The organism is Vibrio sp. SCSIO 43155, assembly GCF_023716605.1.
Lineage (GTDB): Bacteria > Pseudomonadota > Gammaproteobacteria > Enterobacterales > Vibrionaceae > Vibrio > Vibrio harveyi.
Map to the genome: position 1 here is coordinate 122,394 of NZ_CP071854.1, position 17,173 is coordinate 139,566.

General features: G+C 38.9%; 26 protein-coding genes. 5 read left to right on the top strand and 21 right to left on the bottom strand.

From position 1 onward, the window contains the following. Positions 1-143: 143 nt before the first annotated feature. Positions 144-956 (top strand): hypothetical protein, encoded by an 813-nt coding sequence (locus J4N44_RS27565; RefSeq protein WP_252045808.1) that lies wholly within the window; start codon positions 144-146, stop codon positions 954-956. A gap of 153 nt (positions 957-1,109) precedes the next feature. Next, a complete protein-coding gene (locus J4N44_RS27570; RefSeq protein ID WP_252045809.1) occupies positions 1,110-2,576 on the top strand; it encodes a DNA cytosine methyltransferase in 1,467 nt (488 codons plus the stop codon). 106 nt (positions 2,577-2,682) lie between these two features. Here the strand turns inward: J4N44_RS27570 and J4N44_RS27575 are convergent, their stop codons facing one another. Next, positions 2,683-4,032 (bottom strand): hypothetical protein, encoded by a 1,350-nt coding sequence (locus J4N44_RS27575; RefSeq protein ID WP_252045810.1) that lies wholly within the window; start codon positions 4,030-4,032, stop codon positions 2,683-2,685. A 164-nt stretch (positions 4,033-4,196) separates the two neighbouring features. Between J4N44_RS27575 and J4N44_RS27580 the strand changes: the two genes are divergently transcribed. Continuing rightward, positions 4,197-4,697: a hypothetical protein gene (locus J4N44_RS27580; RefSeq protein ID WP_069218304.1), complete on the top strand. Its 501-nt coding sequence runs from the start codon at positions 4,197-4,199 to the stop codon at positions 4,695-4,697. Positions 4,698-4,733: 36 nt separating this feature from the next. Next, positions 4,734-5,252, top strand: a complete 519-nt coding sequence (locus tag J4N44_RS27585; RefSeq protein ID WP_069218303.1) for an ADP-ribosyltransferase-containing protein — start codon at positions 4,734-4,736, stop codon at positions 5,250-5,252. A 57-nt stretch (positions 5,253-5,309) separates the two neighbouring features. On the opposite strand, the gene J4N44_RS27590 is transcribed toward J4N44_RS27585, so the two are convergent. The 4 genes from J4N44_RS27590 to J4N44_RS27605 all read right to left on the bottom strand — a co-directional run bounded on the left by J4N44_RS27590 (position 5,310) and on the right by J4N44_RS27605 (position 7,652). Next, positions 5,310-5,642: a hypothetical protein gene (locus J4N44_RS27590; RefSeq protein WP_069218302.1), complete on the bottom strand. Its 333-nt coding sequence runs from the start codon at positions 5,640-5,642 to the stop codon at positions 5,310-5,312. Positions 5,643-5,701: 59 nt separating this feature from the next. Beyond that, positions 5,702-6,229 (bottom strand): hypothetical protein, encoded by a 528-nt coding sequence (locus tag J4N44_RS27595; RefSeq protein WP_069218301.1) that lies wholly within the window; start codon positions 6,227-6,229, stop codon positions 5,702-5,704. A gap of 85 nt (positions 6,230-6,314) precedes the next feature. After that, positions 6,315-6,782, bottom strand: coding sequence for a TetR/AcrR family transcriptional regulator (locus J4N44_RS27600; RefSeq protein WP_069218300.1), 468 nt, complete (start codon positions 6,780-6,782; stop codon positions 6,315-6,317). Positions 6,783-6,860: 78 nt separating this feature from the next. Next, complete coding sequence (locus J4N44_RS27605; protein ID WP_069218299.1) at positions 6,861-7,652, bottom strand: hypothetical protein; 792 nt, start codon at positions 7,650-7,652, stop codon at positions 6,861-6,863. A 273-nt stretch (positions 7,653-7,925) separates the two neighbouring features. Between J4N44_RS27605 and J4N44_RS27610 the strand changes: the two genes are divergently transcribed. Next, positions 7,926-9,239 (top strand): EAL and HDOD domain-containing protein, encoded by a 1,314-nt coding sequence (locus J4N44_RS27610; RefSeq protein ID WP_081324155.1) that lies wholly within the window; start codon positions 7,926-7,928, stop codon positions 9,237-9,239. A gap of 184 nt (positions 9,240-9,423) precedes the next feature. On the opposite strand, the gene J4N44_RS27615 is transcribed toward J4N44_RS27610, so the two are convergent. The 16 genes from J4N44_RS27615 to J4N44_RS27690 form a co-directional block, all read right to left on the bottom strand. After that, the gene (locus tag J4N44_RS27615) at positions 9,424-9,630 is read right to left on the bottom strand and encodes a hypothetical protein (RefSeq protein ID WP_069218297.1); all 207 of its coding nucleotides are present in this window, start codon (positions 9,628-9,630) and stop codon (positions 9,424-9,426) included. Positions 9,631-9,639: 9 nt separating this feature from the next. After that, positions 9,640-10,104 (bottom strand): hypothetical protein, encoded by a 465-nt coding sequence (locus J4N44_RS27620; protein WP_069218296.1) that lies wholly within the window; start codon positions 10,102-10,104, stop codon positions 9,640-9,642. An 8-nt stretch (positions 10,105-10,112) separates the two neighbouring features. Then, a complete protein-coding gene (locus J4N44_RS27625; RefSeq protein WP_182039543.1) occupies positions 10,113-10,685 on the bottom strand; it encodes a hypothetical protein in 573 nt (190 codons plus the stop codon). Between the two features lie 9 nt (positions 10,686-10,694). Then, positions 10,695-10,991, bottom strand: coding sequence for a hypothetical protein (locus tag J4N44_RS27630; protein WP_252045811.1), 297 nt, complete (start codon positions 10,989-10,991; stop codon positions 10,695-10,697). Positions 10,992-11,002: 11 nt separating this feature from the next. Continuing rightward, complete coding sequence (locus tag J4N44_RS27635; RefSeq protein ID WP_252045812.1) at positions 11,003-11,239, bottom strand: hypothetical protein; 237 nt, start codon at positions 11,237-11,239, stop codon at positions 11,003-11,005. A gap of 18 nt (positions 11,240-11,257) precedes the next feature. Next, a complete protein-coding gene (locus tag J4N44_RS27640) occupies positions 11,258-11,746 on the bottom strand; it encodes a hypothetical protein (protein WP_252045813.1) in 489 nt (162 codons plus the stop codon). 14 nt (positions 11,747-11,760) lie between these two features. Beyond that, positions 11,761-12,678 (bottom strand): hypothetical protein, encoded by a 918-nt coding sequence (locus tag J4N44_RS27645; RefSeq protein WP_252045814.1) that lies wholly within the window; start codon positions 12,676-12,678, stop codon positions 11,761-11,763. A 54-nt stretch (positions 12,679-12,732) separates the two neighbouring features. Beyond that, complete coding sequence (locus J4N44_RS27650) at positions 12,733-12,990, bottom strand: hypothetical protein (RefSeq protein ID WP_252045815.1); 258 nt, start codon at positions 12,988-12,990, stop codon at positions 12,733-12,735. An 11-nt stretch (positions 12,991-13,001) separates the two neighbouring features. Continuing rightward, the gene (locus tag J4N44_RS27655) at positions 13,002-13,370 is read right to left on the bottom strand and encodes a hypothetical protein (RefSeq protein ID WP_252045816.1); all 369 of its coding nucleotides are present in this window, start codon (positions 13,368-13,370) and stop codon (positions 13,002-13,004) included. Positions 13,371-13,615: 245 nt separating this feature from the next. Continuing rightward, complete coding sequence (locus J4N44_RS27660) at positions 13,616-13,936, bottom strand: hypothetical protein (protein ID WP_252045817.1); 321 nt, start codon at positions 13,934-13,936, stop codon at positions 13,616-13,618. A gap of 46 nt (positions 13,937-13,982) precedes the next feature. Further along, positions 13,983-14,246: a hypothetical protein gene (locus J4N44_RS27665; protein WP_252045818.1), complete on the bottom strand. Its 264-nt coding sequence runs from the start codon at positions 14,244-14,246 to the stop codon at positions 13,983-13,985. Positions 14,247-14,263: 17 nt separating this feature from the next. Continuing rightward, on the bottom strand, positions 14,264-14,578 hold the full coding sequence (locus J4N44_RS27670; RefSeq protein WP_252045819.1) for a hypothetical protein: 315 nt from the start codon (positions 14,576-14,578) through the stop codon (positions 14,264-14,266). Positions 14,579-14,587: 9 nt separating this feature from the next. Then, a complete protein-coding gene (locus J4N44_RS27675; protein WP_252045820.1) occupies positions 14,588-15,154 on the bottom strand; it encodes a hypothetical protein in 567 nt (188 codons plus the stop codon). Positions 15,155-15,189: 35 nt separating this feature from the next. Beyond that, a complete protein-coding gene (locus J4N44_RS27680; protein ID WP_252045821.1) occupies positions 15,190-15,678 on the bottom strand; it encodes a hypothetical protein in 489 nt (162 codons plus the stop codon). Between the two features lie 278 nt (positions 15,679-15,956). Next, on the bottom strand, positions 15,957-16,262 hold the full coding sequence (locus tag J4N44_RS27685) for a hypothetical protein (protein ID WP_252045822.1): 306 nt from the start codon (positions 16,260-16,262) through the stop codon (positions 15,957-15,959). Positions 16,263-16,625: 363 nt separating this feature from the next. Next, positions 16,626-17,072 carry a hypothetical protein gene (locus J4N44_RS27690; RefSeq protein ID WP_069218486.1) on the bottom strand — a complete coding sequence of 149 codons (447 nt, stop codon included), beginning with the start codon at positions 17,070-17,072 and terminating at the stop codon, positions 16,626-16,628. Positions 17,073-17,173: the final 101 nt, after the last annotated feature.

A 17,173-nucleotide genomic window follows, 5' to 3' on the forward strand; every position in this document is an offset into this window, starting at 1 on the left:
CAATGATGAGACGTTTTAGTTTTTACACTGTCTTCTAAGCACTGGTGTAGGAAAATCAAAAGTGCTGTGTTGAACGGACTTTCTATTAGGTGTATCTTGATTGTGTATTATTAATTCGATCAATTGACTACAGGGGAAAACTCATGACAAAAATTGTCTCAAACATTCAGTCCGTTCTAAAGGTTTCACTTAAGCACGTATCGAAACAGGGTGTAGTGTCTATACTGACGACCCAATATGTTGGTGTTAAAAAAGTTAAGAAATCAGATGTTATAACGGCTTTTTCTAAGATAAATAGTTCTGGCTTCAATCCTAGTTTGTTTGGCATGGACTCACCAGGTCCGTCTTTCGTGTGGGAGGCAGGAATGCCAGATGATTTATTGTGTGAAGTCGAGTCTTTTGACCTTATAAAATCAGTCGACGAAAATTTACCGGTTTCAGGTAAAGACTTAAATTTAATCTTGAACTATTTACGATACGGCGGAGACCCCTTCTATGAAGAGCGTTCTCAGAGTGCATTAAGAAACAGGATAAATGAATTACAAAGCCGCAGAACTGATGAAAACATCCAGTTTCTTGTTGGTGAAGTAGATGAGCAAGGTAAACTCAAAAATTTGTGCACTTACGGCGATCAACCAAAGGTAGTTTTATTTTTGATTGACCCATTTGCTCAAGATTCACAGAACCATTACGCATATCCAGATTCAAATGGTAATGCTGTCTTCGGTACTTTTAAGCAAAGTAAAGTTGATGACCAAAAAGTTGGTTGGTTTAACGTGGTCACTGATTTTTCAGGGGTTGATAATTCTTCTGACTTCTGCCTTGATGGTACATCCCTTTATGACATTAGTTGTGGTCCTGAAGATGTTGTGCACATTGAAGGTCGAGTTGAGAATGAGCTTCTTCCTAAATTGTGTGACACGATGAACTCATTTGACTGGGATAAGTATATGTAACACACCAAAAGCCTCTCAATACAGAGGCTTTTATTTTTTCTGCTGAGAAAGATAGATTTCTTTATGGAGATTCAATCGAATTGAAGGGATTCTGTTTTCATTGTATTATTTTACAGCAATAAGCAAATTATCAATTGATTACAGGGGACAACTATGATCACTGCATCTATAAATACACCAGATGTCTTTACTAAAGTTTTGACCATCATTCGTTACCAAAATGGGACTAGAAAGGTTCAAATTTCTTCGAACTTACTTGCACCACTTGGTTTCGAGAAAGGTGTTAAAGTAATAGAAAATCATGAGGGCGATTCAAATGGATACACTGTACGTTTAAGTAAGGACTTTCCATTAGTGACTCACACTAAGCGAGTATACTCTAGGACATATCCAACACGTCGTTCGAATCCATTTGAATTAACTTTCGAAACTAGTTCTAAACGGATCTTGAGCAGTATACCTGACTATGTAGACAAAGTGCATGTAACTATGACTTATGGTTTACTTCGCATCGTACCCATTTTAAACAATGTTGCCAAAAGAATTGAGGCATTCATGAAAAGGAAGAGACCTTTTTCTATATTTGGCGCTTGTACAAGTGGGGTCGACCTCCACGCTGCGAAATCTGAGGGATTTGACATTGACTCAGTCGTTGAATATCGCCCAGCCGAAGCGAGAGATCAGGGTAAAGATAGAACTGAAACCGGAATGCTTTCAGTCTTATCTAATCTCGAAGTAAAACAAGCATTTAATGAAAACATTGAAGAAATTGATGTTGAAATGTTGAAGGCTTATTATGATAAATATCCTAGCTCTCTGTTCACCATTAGTTTGAATTGTTGCGAATTCTCTAACCTCAAACCAGAATCAAAGAAGAAAGAATCCTTTGAAGATGGCACTTCTACTCTTGATATGGCTTATGATGGCCTACGAATTATTGAGAAGCTTAAGCCGCCTATGGTTTTACTTGAACAAGTAGGTGGTTTTTGGACAAATAGTGATTTGGGACGAATGTGGAGCCTTCGCTTACGTCGTTGGGGGTATCACGTTTATCAAGCAGTGTTGAATGGCTTGGATTATGGTTGTAATAGTCCTCGACCTAGGTTTTATCTGTTTGCAACAATCCTTCCTTCTGAGTTTTCATTTCCAACAGAAGAACCGCGACGAACAGTTCCTATATGGAATGATCTCGTCACCAAATATATTGGTGAGGAAGTTACGGTTGTTGAACGTGGAAAACAGGTTACTTATGTCGGAAGTTTACGCGACGTGTCTCACTCCAAAAGCTTGATGGATGGGCTTCTAGTCGGGAGAGCTCGTGTAATAGATAGAGATTCCCTCTATTGCCCTTCACTATCACGTTCACAGAGTCAAATGGCTAAAGATAGTGTGACGATCGAATACGATGGAAGACTACTATTTCCGAGCTTAGAGTTTGAGGCTGAAATTATGGGGATACCAGATTCATTCGATAATTCTATTAACAACTGTGAAGTAGCGTCTCAGATTCATGGACAATCTGTAGATTACACTCTGTACAAAAAGATAATCCAAAGTGTTAAGGGCCATATCCTTTCATTTTTGGGGGTACAAAGAGAACAATTACTATCACATTTCTAATCAAAAGCCTCTACTATGTAGAGGCTTTTTAGTTTGAAAAACAAGTCGGTGACTTTCAGTTTTCGTCTTTAATCATTTGAATCTAGAAAACCATAATCGTGCAAACTCAAAGTTGTTGCTCAAGATAACTCTCAAGTTGTTGCCCTATAGGTTGTCTATCAGTTTCTATTACATGATCAATAAAAGTCCAATCAGAATCAGTTTCATAAAAACCGTCTTCCTTTAGTTTATAGGTACCTTCTATCTTAACCACCTCTTTTACTGCACCTCTCGCCCAAGCATTAACCTCATCGATACCTGGCTTAAGTGCGTATTTAAGAAAACTCTGTAGATTCTCTTCTTTACTAACTTTTCGCTCATGTTCAACTTGGAAGTTGTGGTAGTTAGTTGTAATGATAAGTTCTTCATTTACTACTTTCTGTTTCATGTTAGTAAATGCTGAATTTATCAAGTCCAATACGGAGCTACCGACTTTAGGTTTAAACTCGACAAAAACAGGCTTCGGTTTTAAGGTAAGACTGATTTCATCTCTCTCTTTTAAAACCGATTCAACGTGTTTTAAGGCATCATCTAGCGTCATAAAGAAAGCATCAGGCATATTGTTTCCAAAACGCCCTTTGTTGAACGAAATACTGACGCACCCCATCCAATCTTTGTTTCTGCTAATGCCATCGTATGAATCCCAGTAAACAGCTTCAATTGTATTGATTTGACCAGCATACGCATTCAATAAGTGTATTGGGTCTATGTAATAACAATCGGACTTTGATACCTCGTCTCGTTTTAAAGAGAACGAAAAGGGTTCCGAATATCCATTAGAATCATGATGAACAAGAACTGGTGACTTGCACGTTAAGGATAGTTGGTTTTCACGATCACCTTCTGCAAAAATCGAATCGTTTATCACGTTGGAAATTTCTTCCGTTAGATCATAGTGTTGTTGAAAAAACCACTCTTCAATGTCTAAGTCTTTCAGTTCGTCATCCACTTCATTTCCTTTGAATATACTTATAAGCCTATTCAATGCCCCCATGATTCCCATACTCTGGTTAAAACCATGTTGTTCATCTACCTCAAAGTAACTAGTGAATGATCCCATCATTTCCCAAAAACGGTCTTTGTTTTTTATGGCAATATAAGACGCTACTGTGATGAAGTGCTCGTGTAATAGCATATCGCTTATTAACTTGTCCTCTTCGTACACAAGACCTATGCCTAAATCGAATTGAGTAATCTTATTTAGCAAACGATCCTTATCGTACTCGTTATTCGGAAAGATATTGCGATCAATACACTCAGCTTCAGTCACAGTTAAGGCTTCAAACAAGCCTTTTTCAGCGTCGAACTTTGCATAAAGAAACTCGTTGTCAATAAATGACATCTCAGAGAGCAATGCATCCCTAAACATTTCACCGTTTGGAAGTGTTTCTACCTTTGTAAAAGGTGTTTCAACCATTAGTTTTCCCCTTTGATCAATTGAATTTATTGCTAATGCAATTGAACCTACATTATCACAGTTTTTGTATTGGTGCGATGTATTGCCTTGAAACATGTAAGTGTCAGAGATACTATTCTGCTTGACTCATATTTGATTCAGACCAATTGGTTATAGGGGAAAAAATGCATAACTTTAAAATTGTTTCAACCAAACACACCGGTGGCCGCACTATCGTCCACTTTATGTTTAACAATACGCTTCTTGGAAGTGCTGACCTTGAGCTATTAGGTAATGGCCGAATGAGTCTTTACTCGTTCTGGTCTATTTCTGGCTATGGTTTAGCTCTCTTAATAGAAACGATCAAATTCTGTCAATACCATGAGTGTTGCTTAACTAAAGGCTCAGGGTTTACCTCAGAGAAATTTGAAAGGCTTTGGGGAAAACTTAGTCAACACCCCACCGTCTCCAAGAATTCCTTTGGATTAGGTCTTAAAGACTTCAGTAAAGATACATTTAAAGACTCATTCGGTAAGATAGACGGAGAAACCTTATACGAACAAACCAATCGTTCTGTTAAGTTTTTTCATTCATTTTATGAAGGCGAGAATGCTGAAGTAGCACATCAAAGATATTCCAAAGATGCTCATTTCTTTTTGGGTATGATCTCAAGCGAACAACTTTGAAATAATGCTCTTATTAACTAAATATAGGGGAAAACCGTGAGTAATAGTAATCTACTTAAACCCGTTAAAGAGAACACATGGTTTCATGGTACTCCGCATGATTTCGAAGAGTTCGATATCGAATGCTTTGGTACCAATGAAGGCCGTGGTGATTACATCGGGAAAGCAATGTTTTTTGGATTTGATGAAGAGCGAAGCATTCCTTACGCTCGAGAAAGTGGGTTCCTTTTAACTGTTGAGTTAAAAATGGAAAATCCTTTAATCATTTATCCTAGTCATACAGATTTCAATCCTTGGCTAAACATTAAGCCCGAATCTTTATCAGACTTCGAGATTTGTAAAACTATCGTCGAAAACAAGTCGTCCAAATACTCGATTGAAGCAAGAGCTAAATATATGTATGCAACTCTCTTTATGACCCCTGAAGAGGTTGCAGAGTATTTTAAGGGGCAAGGCTATGATGGTTTGATTGACTATCATTACGGTCAAGCTGGGGTCTTCTCAGCTAGGCAAATCACCATAGTTTCAAAGAAAGACCTAACCTCTGTTCATTAACTGACTTAGGCATCGACTAAAAGGGAGCCAATTGGCTCCCTTTTCTAATTCACTGTATTAGTCCACTTTTATACTAAAACCACATGCTTTACTCTCAAATGGGATTGTAACCCGCTCAGTGTATTCACAGTCTCCATTAAACAAACCAATGACCCCTTCTTCTTTTCTGCCGGCGTATAGTAAATATACAGATTTCTCTAAGGCGCTACCGACAAGCCAATACTCAGGAGATTTTACGTAATAAGAGCCAATCAAGGCATCTGGGTAGGTACCCGAACTTAGGTCTATGGTTTCACCATGCCCTACTCGGAAGGTGTTGGTAATATCGATCTGAATATCAGCGGTTGTACTCCCTGACCATAGAGCAAGAATCAAAATTGTCCATTTCATTAAATTGGTCCTAAAAAAAGAAAACCACGCTCAATATGACCGTGGTTTTAAACTAGTTGTTAAGGGAGTAATCGGCTGATTTTACTGAACAGATTACCAATTCCTCTCTTTTCTTTTTGACTCATTTCAGTTCTAGATTTTGGTAATTCGATCTCTCTCTCATGTTGAACTTGCAAAAGCTTGGAGTGGTCTTCTTGCTTTAGTTCAATCCAATTCGAGGTTGAGCGAATTCCAACTAACTCTCTTTCCAACTGAAAGTAATTGTCCTTTATTTGCTTAAAGAACGGCTGAGGTATTTCTATTGCACCAAGATGAGTTGGAACAATTAAACGTGACATGGAAGGCGATGCTACATCATGGATTAGTTTAACCAGGTGTTCATTTGCCTGCACTTTTGATTGATCCAAAAACTTGTTGTTGCTTAAGTTTGCAATGATCAGGCCTGCATTTACAGAGACTTCGGTATTATCTTTAATGATTCGAATGTAAGTGTTTCGAGCATCACTGACAAAGCCAATAGTCAGACCTTTTTTGCGGATATTGTACTCTGGGTGGAGCATTGTTGTTGAAGTTACTAACGAACTCATAGTTGTCCCCTGTAATAAATTTATTAAGTCCACAAACTATATGGATGTACCTACAAGATTACATTAGTAACTTCAGCATGTATAGTTAAGCGGCTACATTTCCGCCAACCAATCTTGCATTCTGCATGTTTTGCATCAAACAAAGGCTCGCAGAATAGTAAACTAGAGTATCTGGAAATTTATTAAATGCCTTATTCAGCTCTTCGTTTTGTAAAGTGGTCAGCCCTTTTTGCATACTCAAGAGCTTCAAAATTATCTCATTCATTAACCGAAACCTCGGGTCAGCATTTTGCTTTTTCGACCACTCAGGACCAAACCCCGTCGGGTCCATATCTTTTAGGTCCAAGAATCGGTGTTGTTCGGAGCGAACAATTGCAATGTAAAGATCGGTAATTTTCGGGTAATGATGTTGGAGGGTGGTTCGTTTGACTCCGGCTTCTTTACATATGTCAGTAATGGCGATGTTTTCTAGGCCGTTTTCAATCAGGTAGTTTGTAGAGAACTCAAGAATATACTCTTTCTTGGTTTTAAAGTTGTTTTGTTGGAAAGTCATAGGTACGGGTGTCTGCGTTGAATTTGCCAAATAGTAGCAATATGAAGACTACCTATCGTACCTATGATGTCACACATTTTAGAATAGATTTAAAAGCTCTTCATTAGCTTTACATCTTTCACACCATTCGCCTTTGCGGATTTCTGTTGTACTGCGTCTAAAGTGGTGCCCTTCTGAACAACGAAATTCTAACTTGGTAGCCGAGTTGATGAATGTTGTACTAAGTAAAACTCCACCCTTCGGTTCTATAATTGCCTTAATTTCGCTAAAGGCTTCATCTTGACGCTTTGCTTTTGTGGCCTCTGCTGTGCAAGTTGGGCACCAAGTACGGTCGTTAACAACTTGACGACCTCTAAGGGAAAAACTGTGTCCTTTTGAGCAAGTTAAATCTATATAGCTCTCAAGTGATGGCATTTCTGTACTTACCAACTGACCTTGATGTTCTTTTTCCACAAACTCACGCATCATTTCCACTGTGTAGCGTCTTGCCTTAGAGCATTTTGGGCACCATGCTCCATTGCGAACGTCATTTGCGATTGGATTCCATTTGTGACCTTTACCACACTCCAATGATATTGGGTCATGAAATCGACTAAATGGTATTTCAGGGGTAACTCTGCCACCTTTAGTAATCGCTATATGAGCTATGGTATGTGCACCTTTTATTATGCGTGTCGCTATACCTTTTTTCTGAGCTTCGCAGACCGGACATTTTACTGGTTCAGATGTTTTCAATTGCACTTTATGACCTTGAGGGCAAATTGCAGCACATACGGCTTTGGCCTCGTCAAATGCAACGAAAGTGAAGTTCATTTTTTTCAATGAAGCTTCAAACTGAGCAGTAGTTACCGCTTGTTGTTCTTCAATCATTTCTATCACCTTGTTATAAGTTTTCCACTGTAGTTATTTAAGAGAACTATTCGTCTTTTTGTCATATTCGCGAATGTTTGCCAGCATCATATAGAAAGAATCGTTCATTTCAATAGTAACACTGCGTTATCACACTTTTTCTCGACTAGATTTGGAATCTATGCCCAGTTATAAAGATAGTCTATTTCATTTTTAGCACAGTTTTATTAACATGCAATATCTGTAGCATCACAGAAAACGTTTTTCTCACATTTAAGACAGAGAAGTAAATCTATGTCACAGTATCTTGAAACTACACCTTCTATTCATTCTCAACGCCATTCTTACGCTGCTAGACAACCACTATTTACACTTGATGGCTCAATCTATGGCTATGAGCTTTTGTATAGAGATGGAGAGAAGAACTGTTTTCCCACGGGTGTAGATTCAATGACATCAACTTCAAGAATCATTGTAGAGCAAATGTTTTCGAGTGCACCTATCAATCAAAAGCACCTAGCATTTATTAACTTTGATGAACAAGCTGTTTTAGATCTAGTACCTTTACTACTACCAAAAGATCGGGTTGTCATAGAATTGCTAGAATCATGTAAACCCACTACAAATTTACTAAATTCCGTAACTCGACTAAAAGATTCTGGTTACTCTATGGCGTTAGATGATTTTGATGGAGATATAAGTTACTGGACAAAGTTTTTACCTAAAATTGACTATATTAAGATTGATATTTCGCAAACGAATTTATTTGACGCAAAATATATAATTTCGCAAGTTAAGCAAAAGCACGATATAAAATTTATTGCTGAGCGTGTAGAAACTAAAGAAGATGTTTCTGATTGCATTTCGGTAGGCTTTGATATTTTACAAGGGTACTACTTTTCTAGGCCGCAGATTTTTAGTAAAGCGTCATTAGTCTACAACAATCCTGTTGCTTGCAAACTCTACGGGATGTTATCCGACAACGATGCTGAAATTAAGGATATTGCCTCTCTCATCTCAAAAGATGCCGGTCTTTCAGTTCGACTGTTAAGTTTCGTAAACGCTCATTTTCGCTTAGAGACAAAGTTATGTTCTGTTGAACAAGCGGTCACTTTTGCCGGACTTGCTCGTGTACGCACCTTTATCTTGGCCGTATTTTTCTCAAAGGGTTGTTCAACGCTTTCTCCACACATTATGAACATCTCTGTTAGGCACTCCGAATTCATGAAATCAATCGCAGAAACCAATCCCAAACTACAAATTTCAGCGGATGATGCTTTCCTGGTCGGTTTGTTTTCTACCCTACCGGCTTTATGTGGAAATGAGTGGATGGACGTTATATCAGGACTCGGAATAAACGCTCGAATAGTTGAATCCATATCAAAAACCGGAGGTGGGGCATTACAAGAATTGTTATCGATTGCCGAGTATCTAGAGGTAGGAGACTTAAAGCGTGTATCTGAGTCGCGATTAACTCTAGACATAGACCATCACATGGTAATTGAAACGTATCTATCAGCAACTCTTAGTGCCGATTGTTTTGTCGAAGGCATACTTACGGATTATGAATGTTCCGAGTCTTCTATAACAATTAACGAGGAATTATAGAGGTAATGGATTCGGTTATTTACCATCCAACTGTTATTATCTGACGTATCAGATCTACCTCTTAATTGACTATCAATAGGTTCAGATAACGGGCTAATCGCTTTGAGCCCCATGCGTCTACTTGTACGAACATTTGACCTCCCGTCCTTCAGTGAACACAGCTACCGGCCAAGTTTCCTACACTTCAAATGTTGTGTTGTTTGTTAATAAGCTCTTTTAAATCTTCAAATGCGTTGAGTGCAACGAGAAATAGAGCAATCACAGACAACCCCTGAATGGTTACTACGAGATAACTTCCAATAACTCGCTCGTATTCAGTCACCGTTGGGAGCAGCAGAATAGGGCCAACTAGCACAAACATTACACAAAAAGTAATAATCGATGGTTTCATTAGAGTTTCCTATTTGAGTTGTGCTTGTGCGCTCTGACTTTTTGGTAACAAAAAACTGACCGTGAAGGCAGCTAAACTAATTGGCAACATCATACAAATTACAACCACTACAAATTGAGCGAATTTACTATCAGTGGTTACGTCGCCAGCCAAAAGCATTAATGGAGAAATGAGTTGAAATAGACCAAATACTGCAAGGAGTTTTGCCAGTACGTGTGCCTTTCCATGATCAAACTTAAACCCAACTAACAAACCAACAACGAACATTGAAATCCCCATCTTAGGAATCAAATACTCATTAGCTTCGAACACGTTCAACATTCTTGGTACAGTCGAATACACGTCCAAGGCGAAGTTATGTTCAAAAGCTAGTACCCATCCTCGTGCTAATGCAGCCCAAACTCCCAACATGATCAAAAAGCCGAGTTCTATGTGAGTTCCTTTCAATCGTTCAGTAAATGGTATTTTTAGCATTATTTTTCCTACTTCGATAGATGCGCAGAAAGGACATCTAAGATAATGAAAAGTAGCTCGTCATCTGTTAACCCGCTTTGCCTACCAGCCTCTAACAATCCCGAACTAAGAGCCATCAGTTTACCGGAGTTAGACAACGGGGAGTTTTCATCATAATTGAATATCAAATTGGCGTACTGGTAGAATTTTCCACCTTCATTCTGCAAGTCTCTGGATACATCTTGTAGGAAATCCGACCGTGACTTAATCATGCTTTCGCTTTGGTCTCCGTATACTTTTAAAGTATCGACGAATGCTTTTGATAGCTCCCAGAACGTTTTTTTATCTAACCCATGCTGCTGAACATGATCGGGTGACGTATAGCTGTTGATGTCCAATGCACTGATGGTAGTTGCTTTCTCAAACGAGAGGCCAGAGTGTTCTTTTAGATAGATGTTAACAGCCTCTATAAGTAAACATGTAGCTGCTTGCTTAGGGTCTGACTTAGCGACATCATCGTTGTATGAGATGCTTAACTTTGATGCAAATTGAGTGAGTCGCGGGTCAGATTTGCAATCTGGGTTATTGTGTATTCCTTTCATATCAGTTTCCTAACTAGATTTAGATTGTTCAGTTGCCATTAGAGCAACACACTTCGTCAACTCGTTTAATCGGTTGCATAAATTGCTAACATTTACGAGATCCATTAGAGCGTAGCCATTTAGAATATCTAACGCTGCGTCTTCACTTTCAGATTCAAGAGCAATTAGTGCTTTCAATGCTAATGTTTCCGTTGGATCGACTCGTTTTATCCATTCAGCCTGTAACTGATTAAACTCATCTATGGAAATGCTTGCCGAACCGTTTTCACGTACACGCTTACGTAGAGTGCTTATCATGTTCGTCATTTCATTACCCTTTAGTTAGTGGTCTGGATGTTTTTAATCGGATAGAGTTTATCCACTTTATCCATTGCCGATTGAGCAGACTTGTGAGGCTTGATTTGCTCATCCCAATAGTTGCTTGAACCTATCCAGTGAAACTTTAGTGTCTTACCGTCACTACCGTGATCCCTTGTTACAACACCACCATCACTACGTTCATATCGATAGTGTTCACCTAATCCGCAATGACATTCATGTTTAGTCCAAGACACGATTTTTCCTATATCCAGTTAACTCTCAACCGAGCTTTTAATTAGTGACGCTATTAATTTCAAATCTCGATGAACAAGGTCGAAAGTGTGTTGAGGGTTTGCTTCTATCCATTGCGAGTCTGTACTAATACGATAATCGTTTGGTTCGATAGACCATACCAGTTCGCCATCTTCCATAAAGTGACCCTTGATGTGCCAGTTGAAGGTGAACTTAGGTGAATCAGATTTAGGATATAGAATCGCTTGATGAATCAATTTGTCGATTGTTCGAGCTTGCTCTACCGAAGAAAAGAACATAATAAATGGACGATGGGCCCATCTGTTGCCACCTAATATTTTGTTGAGAAAAACACTTTCAAACTTGTAGTTTAAATGCCCCCCGCAACTTGATAATGGGTGTGCACCAATATCAAATAGGGCATCGCACACCTCAATCACTCGATGTTCGACTTTCCCTTTTTCTTTGGCTTCTGGATAGTCCCAGTAAGCGTTGAGGCTTTTAATCATAGATCTGATGTTTCCTATGCCAAACTTTCCCAATCAAAATCCAAGAACTGCACTTCTTTTGAATGAGTAATGTAAAAATTCTGTTTAGTTCTTATTCCAAGCAAATCGTACATGAACGATACATGATTCGGATCGAAAGCTTCATTCCATAAAATGTTATGGTGCAGTTGAATGTTGCGTATTATCTGTTTATCGACACTACCCGATAGAATCAATTTGTTCATTTCGGTGGGGCTGATAATAGTATCTGGATCTCGAAAAGACGTTCCCTTTAATGCCCCCTCTCCTAGCTCACGTTCTAACTCATGAACTGCATAACCATACTCATGTTGCCCTAACCATGCCTGTTGTATTTCAACTGGTTCATCACTAACTTTGTCTTTTAGAGCGTATGGGTTTTTTACATGTATACTTTGGTAGCACGTGTCAAAGTTAGGGTCATAAGCTCGTATCTGAGTCATGTAACACTCACTACTACAATAGTTTCGCAACTGGCGATGTATCAGCCGTAGAAAGTCTTCACATGCATACTCTGAGTAGATATTGTGAGTAGTAAAGTAATCGCTACTTTCATGGTTTAAGCATGGATAAACCTGAATATCATCTTGGTCTGAGAATCGACAATCAACGCCAATACTCTCGTCCATGTATGGCGTTAATTTGTGATCCATCCGTGCTCTGTATGGACTTAAATCAAGTCTAGACTTTTTAGCTAGGTTGCTGCCTTGTGGGATGTCATAATAACGCAACAATTTGGGCATTATACTGCCATGCTGTTCTTGAAAGTCACTCTTTATAGATACTGGATGAAGCTTTTCAATGCTTCGCTTTGTATCGTCATCAACGTCAAATAACCAATGGTTCGGATTGTTTCGTTCCATTAGATAACGGGCTAAACGTTTTGAGCCCCATACGCCTATTTGTACAAACATTTATACGTCCTATCCTTCGGTGGTCACTGCCACCAGCCCAGTTTCCTATACAATTTATTGATCCAACCATTCACCTAAGTGTTCGGTTTTAAAGTTATACGAAACGCCTTGTTTTTCGAGTGCTTTATGAACATCTTGTTCAATTACCTTTTGAGCAATTTCCAATAACATCACTTTTAAATACGGTTTTTCATAGACCGGTTGGACAATGCGAGCATGAATTCCAGCATCGCGAAAAGCAGAGAGCGCTATTTTCGCTTGAGCAAGTGCCTTACGTCCGTCTTCATCTGGAGGTACAAGCTTTAGGGCCATGATGTTTCCTATTAGAAAGATGTTAAGGTCACATGGCCGAAATCGTACTCCGCGAGGGTATTTACAACTCCCTCAATGCGACTTCCTAACTCTTGGTAATTCTTACTATCCCACACCAGAACTGTTGTTATGTTTTCATCTAGCTGTTGTAGATATTCCAAGTCTTCGAGGGAGTGAACTGACTGTCTGTCTTCAATTCCATTCTCTACAGAGCGTACTTCAAAGGTACATTCAACACTTAACTGTTCGTGATATGAAAGGAAGTGAAATAGCACTTGATTACTATAATCACCAGCGGGAGTGTAGTTGCCATTCCATAAGCGGAATAAGGCCACAGCTTCACCCGTTTGAGGGCAGAATAAATCTTTACTTGTACTCATTTGATTTTTCCTATTCGCCGGTGGGCCGCGCCTGCCGGTTCAGTTTTTGGCAAAACCATGCTTTTTAAGATGAAGCTCTCTGAGCAATCCGAACACACCCAGAACAACTTGGACTATAATGAATGCGGGACTGTATGACCCATCTTAAAATGCTAATAGATAAGCTAAACCCATTACGATACAACCTATCCAAATACCTGACATTTCTTTATGCGATTCCCATAGTTTCCACATATTGATGGTTCCTATTTAGCTACGCTGCGGTGGTAGTGATTCTCGATAGCCGACCAATCCACAAAAAAATCGGACTTAAAAAGCACTATTACGCAAAATGCCACTTCAGGTAATTCTTTCAGAGACAACTCACTCATAGCACAAATCTGCCCTTTAAATTTATCTAGTGCTACTTTTGGATCTTGGTCAAAGTAATTAAAGAGCTTGTCACCAACCTTGAAAGTTATTAAGCGGTTAGTACAAGAGCTTTCTGGCTCTTCGTTTGAATCCATGTTTGTGACATTAACAAACAAGAAATTCTGATTGGGTAAGTCAATTTTGATTAAGTTCATGTTATCGATGTTTCCAATGTTGAGTTACTGAGAAAATGGCTAGTTTTTAAAGCTCTTGCTTGCTCTTTAAAGCATCTAATGAGTAGTGTTTAGCTTTAATATCATTAATCTCAGCCTCTAAGTTTGATGACAACACCATTGCTTTTTGAATTAAGTCATCGCTTGTTGGAGACATGATTGCAACATCTTCAGAACCACAACAAAAGTGAATCCCATCATCGTCACCTGTGTAGTCTAAAGATACGCTGTGCTCATCCATTAAAGAGGCTAGTTTCACCATAAAACTTGATAATTTCTGCTTCTCTTCCATAATCCAATTTTCCCACGTTATGAATTTGATTGATTCTGCGGTTCTTGCTCAGTGATACCAAGCAAATCCTTTAGCAACGAAAGTCGAAAGGCTTCCCTGAAATCTAACTCCATATCACCAACGCTGCTGACGAATTTAAGCAATGCTGTTTTTCGTTTATCCACATTATCTTGAACGAGTTCTATTGCTGAAATGGCTGCGTGAGCTGCTTGCGGCTTATCTGAAAAGTCATTAGCTTCGATCAAAGCATACATTTCATCGTAGTTTCGGTTATTGCTTGCAGTAACGATTCTTTTAAGTAACTCCCATGACGGGCTGCTTGTTCCAGACATCTGATTTTCCTACTTGCTTACCGACTCTAAATAGCTACCAATGATACGGTGTGATTCATCCCAATCGTTAAAGTCTAACGCCAGTCCGGTACGGGTCTCCATTAATGTGTTCAAACGGCTTAAAGCCTCATCACTTGCTACCTCTTCATAATGGATTGGGCTATCCATTCTTGGTCTAATACCTTTTTGCTGCCTATATTCAACCTGAAGGTTTTGTGCTGTGATAATTGAGTCCACTAATCTAAGTTTGTAACTCGTTATAGTGAGAGTCGCCAGCATAGAAAACGCTAACAATACAGCTAATGTTATTGTCGTAGATTCCTTAGAAGCAAACTTCTTAAAACCCGAAAAATTCAATTTCTGAGCCCTAAAATTCATAATGAAGGCGTATACAGTCAACACAAATAGTAGAAAAGAGGTCTTCCCAACAGGTAAAGCATCAATAGTTGTATAGTTCCACGTATCAAGTTGCGGAATAATTTGGTTGGGCCTACTCCAAACTAGCAACGTAACTCCCAAAAAGCAGACAATAAACATAATGTCTGGTAGAAATCTTCTTTGTTGTTTAGTTAACACACCGTGTTTCCTTCATGTTACTGCTCAATATAATGTTACTTAGTGGAACTCATTAAAGAGTGAGCTTCAACCATTACCGGAGCATTCATAATTCTCGTGTAGTCCGAATCTGCTGAAGTTATGGTCAAAAAAGCTGCCACATCGAGTTGCTGTTCATAACTTAGCCCGAATTCAACATTTCCAGCTAAGTATTTTTCGATAGTCACGATATGCTTGGCCAACTCAGTGTCTCGAATTCTATATTTATACTGTTGTATCTCAAAAAGGACCTCTGGTGAACTAACTCTACTTTGAAGGCGCTTGTGGTCAGCTAGTATCAACGTGGCATAATCGTTCAATATTTCAGTATTATCCTCGTTGAAGTCGATCAAAGAGTGAGCTGTTACCTCCATATCTAACCGTGTCATGATTCGTTCAAATGCTTCTAGATACTTCATCATAAAGTGGTATGTCGGTGAGTCCCGCCTCGATTGCAAATTCTGGTATATTGTTTTTAGTGCAGGGTTATCGGTTTTATATGCCATAAATATCTCAGATTTTCAGTATCAAAAACATGTGACCAATCGACAGTTAATGTTCCGCTTTCTTAATTCAGTTTCAAATGTAGTGCCGATGAGTTGTTCTGCTGTGTTCTTTGCTGTTTCTAGGTTCGAGCTAGCGCTATGGTAATCCTGTGCTCCACCATTAGGATAATGACGATCCATCGCTATCCGCGTTCTGTAGTGCGGCAGCACTCAGTTTTTTAAATGCGTCATTAACGCCTTTTGTATTGATATCAACCATTGATGTTTCCTTATCCACATTACAGTTTTTTCAGTTTAGTAATGAAAGCCTTTAGCGCTACATATTTGTATGCAAACACTATCTGCATTAGTAGACTTGAGGCTAAAATTACTACCGACTCCATAATGCGTATATTTTGGCTAATTAGACTGACCGCACCTAAAAAGAATAGAAAACTAAATGCGAATGAAAATGGAAGTTGTCCCCAAGCCATGAGCAAATTAGCAACACCGCCCCTTTCGCTACGGACTTTAAAGCCGTCATAAAACAACCAAGAGAGAAGTAGGTAGAACAATGATATTGTGATTGTGAGTAAAACTTGCATTTATGGTTCCTATCAAACCAAGACGCTATACATAACGCTTTCAACGTAATAAAGAACCGCGATAGCTACAATAGTACCTGTCAAATATCAGCATAGTTGATTCCTTTCATTTTCCTATTACGCATTGCGCTTGTCGTTTGCAGTCGATGGTTTACCATGTTCGTATTCGACTTGCTCCCAAATGTTAGCCTTAGTACCTACGATCAAAAATTCCTCTTGAACAGTTAGTTTTTATCAACTCTAGACTCGCTGTTAATTCTGACTTCATGTTGTTTCCCATTCCATAAGGCGACCTCCCATATCGGTTCTTCGTCAGACTTAAATTTTACCCAGTACCAACCTTTAGTTCGTTTCATACAATTCCTATATAGAACTAAGTTGCGTAATTACGTTTTTGAAGGACAGAATTACTGTTACTGAACCAAGAGCGATCAACGGTACAAATCTAAAATACCCTAACCACTTCCCTTTAATGAATGCCAAAACAAAACAGTATGCAGCTATTAATGCGATAACTAACCCTTGAATGAGCCAGTGAGTTTCTGTCAAATCACTTGCCTGAACCTTGAAGAGCAGAGCTGTAAAGAACGCTATAGCGAAAAATGCCCCATAATGCAGAGCTTTAGTTGGTCTTATTGAAAAAACTAAAGCTATTGCAATAAGATAAGGTTTGCTGAATACCCCTTGAAAACCTGAAACTGTAAAACAGATCTGTATCAAACAAGCCATTGCAAGCCCAACGGTAAAGGTCAATACATCACGATTCTGTTTCTTAACATCAGAGGGAATTTTTGTTGCATCTGTATTCATCAGATCTCATTACTCCTTAGTTGCTAGTCTGGATAAGTGATGGGAAATCTTGTTAAGCAAGGCCACTTTTGATTTTTCCTAATTAACTTTTACTCAAAAAC